We start from the raw sequence: 3,628 nt of genomic DNA, 5'->3' as shown, positions 1-3,628 counted from the left end.
AGCGCTCTCCTGAACAACATCTGCAAACCAAGGTGTCAAAATCCTGCGAATGAGTGAGTATATGTGAGATAAACCCTTAAAACCGAGGGACGGGCAGTTTACGCTAATGGGGCATAGGATAAAGGATTAAAAAGAACTCATCACGAATTGAGAGATATACCAGATACACTAAAGATGAGTATGTATGGAGGTAAACAATGTCAGGTGAGTTCGAGAAGATAGAGGTCAAATTATCAGCGTTAGGAGTTACAAAAAAACTATTTAATGACTCTGAGGATTTGGATTCGATAGAACAGCAGTATGGTTTCCGATTGCCATCTGAGTATAGGAAATTTCTTTTGGAATATGGGAGAATAGACTTTCCCACTGGAATTAGTTATTTACTAAAAGAAAGGGTACCTGAAGTAGCCAGATTAGGTGACTTTTATGACTTGCAATCCGATGGATTTAATAATTTACGAAAAAACATTGATACATACCGTGGACGAATGCCCTTTAATATAATACCAATTGCTGATTGTCCAGGTGGAGATCTAATCTGTATTGGGGTAATAAAGGAAGTGTATGGGAGGATTTTTTTCTGGGATCATAATCAGGAAAAATTTGATCCTTCGGAAAACGAACTATGGAGTAACGTTTACCTAGTATCAGATTCCTTTGTAGGTTTTATTTTAAGCCTCCAGAAAATTGAGGAGAGTACTACCCCGAGAGATCTAGGTACTGTTAAGGTTACAACTACTCCTGAGTTTTTAGCATTAGTAGAAAAATTTAAAAATAAAAGTTAATGACTAACAATATTCCGCTGATACGGAAAGATAGTTCTTAGTAGAATTGGAGTGTAATGTTTATGCAGGATGTGCATGTCTGGGGAATTTTTGTTGCAGATAATTCAGGACGTTTTCCAAATTTTTTTCCAATCGGCTTATATACTACACGTGAAAAAGCTGTAGAAGAAATTAATGAATTGCCAAAAGATATGAATTATCAACTGCTCGAACTTCCACTTAATCGCAAATTCCCTTACTATCACAAGAAAAGCGGAAAATTAGTTGGTATGGATAATATCTATCACGAGCATTTTCACTTTAAAGGTGAATAGATGACATTACTTAACTGGAAATTTGATGATGAGATTCAAGGGGCACCTGATGAATGGAACTGGGTGGAGATTACATTAACCTTTTTAGATGGCAGTAAACGCTGGAGCATATTATATACACCTGAAAGGTTGCTAAATAATCTTTCAAGACCTAATATTGACCCTCCCGGGCTACATATCCCTCATATGATAATTGTTAGAAGCTATCGAAGAGAAGATGTTGAAAGAACACTTCGTTTTCTCGAGGCCGAGAGTGAACTTATATCTGCCTCAAAGTTAATTGATTAAGCAAATGCAGAACGTTAGTTGAATAACACACATTAGATGAGCAGGCACTGCGGTGGCCTGCTCATTTTATTAAGCTAGCTGGCAGGGTAGCGTAATAACAAAGGAGAAAATTGATTGATAACATCATAAAAGCGAGGACCCCGCGAATTATATCGCAGAGTCCTCTTATAGTGGGAAGCGGTTTATTTCAAAAATGCACTTCTAATGCTAAGTCTTACTCAAAAAGTATCGAAGCAGAAATCTCGATCTTTTTATCCTTCTTCGTGTTTTCATGGTGAATCAACAACCTTTCGAAAACTAAAATTGAATTCCGTTTTTCGCTGTTTTTCAATACCACTTCCCACTTATCGTATGTTTACCCTTTTCCTAATATTTTGAATCAATAAGGGTAATATGGCTCTCAGAAAATAAAGTTTTAGATTGACTTGCTTGATTANTCCCACTTATCGTATGTTTACCCTTTTCCTAATATTTTGAATCAATAAGGGTAATATGGCTCTCAGAAAATAAAGTTTTAGATTGACTTGCTTGATTAACGGGCAGTATAGCGCGGAAACACTCTTCACTTCGACATCCAAAATAAGGTAATATTGTAGAGTGATGAACAAACATATCTGACGACTTCACTGACAGTATGGACCAGAAGCACAGGCCGTTTCGCTAACACAATAGTTCAATTTGCAGACTAAGACATTATTACCATCTGAAGGGGAGTTTTTAATGCTAAAGGGAATCCTTTCACTATTTGCCAAACAACATGTGTCTCATAAAAGTATGTCAAAAGTATACTCAGTTGCAGTTTATAAAAGTCAGGTGGAAGAAAGGTTGTTATTTAACCCTTTGGCACAGCACACTTCAGGAGGAAGTGTTGCAACAAACAAAACGATTCTCTTAACAAATGATTTTGAGCCTGGTATTTTAGGGGAAACTTTGAAACATGCATTGAAAATATCGGAAACTTTAGATAAATGGGATGGATCATTGAAAGATGATTTGATTCAGGGAGGGAAAGTTAAAAATCGTAGTCAATTTGTTAGAAAGTTTTCTCTAGTAAGTGTTACATATTTTGCCGATAAAGGCATTATTAAATTAACAGTAAATAAAAAATATAAATCATCTGGTTTCATAACAGAGAGGAATGATCCTGTGTTTGAGCTTTCAGTAGAATCTACAGATGCAGATTTAGGTAATATGTTATTACAAGCTTTCGATTTGTGTATATGAAAAAATGTACAAAAGACCACGTTCAACTAACGAGGAACTATAGTTGAGGGGGGGGCTCGCTTCGCGGTTCCTCTTCTGATCATTGATGTAACGAGCAGAAATCTATTAACAAATAATTCTGGATAAAAAAAGATTAATCTGATAGTATAAGGAAAATTTAAGTAGGGTGGTTATTAAATGAAGAGAAAGATTGGTTGTTTGCATGCCCACTACTCTAATATTGAGTATATTCAAAAAGCTATTGCTTCAAATGAATTGGAGTTAGTACACTTTGTCGACCCAGGCTTAATGAGTAGAATTGCATCAGATGAAACTTTTGATTTAACAAAAGCCCAAAACAAAGTAAATGAGCAGATTGAATGGATAGCCAGTACAAAGGTTGATGCAATTCTAATTACGTGTACTAACTACATTGCTCTTCTCGACGATGAACAACTTAAGACATCAGTTCCTATCATAAAAATTGACGAGCCGTTTTTCCAATATGTTTGCAGTATAACAGAGCCACAAGTGCTACTATTTACTAATCCAGCAACAGTCGAAGGAACGATGAAAAGGCTTAATGAATTTGCAACTACACATGCTAAACCAATTAATATCGACGTACAAATCATAGAGAATACATTCGAGCTAATAATGCAGGGGAAAAAAGAACAATATGTAAACGAATTATCTAATTATATTAAGGGTTTGCTTATCTCTAATCAAAACAAGATCGTCTCTGTCGCTCAATTATCTATGGTCGAAACAGCCGAGAAAATTGAGTGTGAAATGGGTGTGGAAATCGGAAATCCATTGAAAACATTAGTAACCCATATTGAATCGAGTTTACAAGGTTTATTCAGCTAACGGATACCGATAGTTAAATCACTACATGACGGCAGCCGGCACACGATCGGCTGCCTTTGTCTGTTGAAGTAAACATTCCTGTTAGTCCTAAGAATTGGACTTTGAAAGAAAAGGAGCGCCTCGGTATGATGGGTTTGTCAAAGGGTATAACCCAACACCATCAAGGAG

Annotated in this window: 5 protein-coding genes; all 5 read left to right on the top strand. The window is 36.2% G+C overall.

Going from position 1 to position 3,628, the window contains the following annotated elements; genetic code table 11:
* The first annotated feature begins 197 nt into the window (after positions 1–197).
* Positions 198–785, top strand: a complete 588-nt coding sequence (locus ASD40_RS27455; RefSeq protein WP_057306351.1) for an SMI1/KNR4 family protein — start codon at positions 198–200, stop codon at positions 783–785.
* A gap of 62 nt (positions 786–847) precedes the next feature.
* Entirely contained in the window at positions 848–1,099 is a 252-nt protein-coding gene (locus ASD40_RS27450) for a hypothetical protein (RefSeq protein WP_057306350.1), read from the top strand.
* On the top strand, positions 1,100–1,387 hold the full coding sequence (locus tag ASD40_RS27445; RefSeq protein ID WP_235549421.1) for a hypothetical protein: 288 nt from the start codon (positions 1,100–1,102) through the stop codon (positions 1,385–1,387).
* A gap of 720 nt (positions 1,388–2,107) precedes the next feature.
* Entirely contained in the window at positions 2,108–2,611 is a 504-nt protein-coding gene (locus tag ASD40_RS27440) for a hypothetical protein (RefSeq protein WP_057306349.1), read from the top strand.
* A gap of 177 nt (positions 2,612–2,788) precedes the next feature.
* Positions 2,789–3,460, top strand: a complete 672-nt coding sequence (locus ASD40_RS27435) for a hypothetical protein (protein WP_057306348.1) — start codon at positions 2,789–2,791, stop codon at positions 3,458–3,460.
* The last annotated feature ends 168 nt before the right edge of the window (positions 3,461–3,628 follow it).

The organism is Paenibacillus sp. Root444D2, assembly GCF_001426375.1.
GTDB lineage: Bacteria > Bacillota > Bacilli > Paenibacillales > NBRC-103111 > Paenibacillus_E.
The sequence above is the reverse complement of the archived record's forward strand: the minus strand, read 5'-3'. Positions and strand labels throughout refer to the sequence as shown.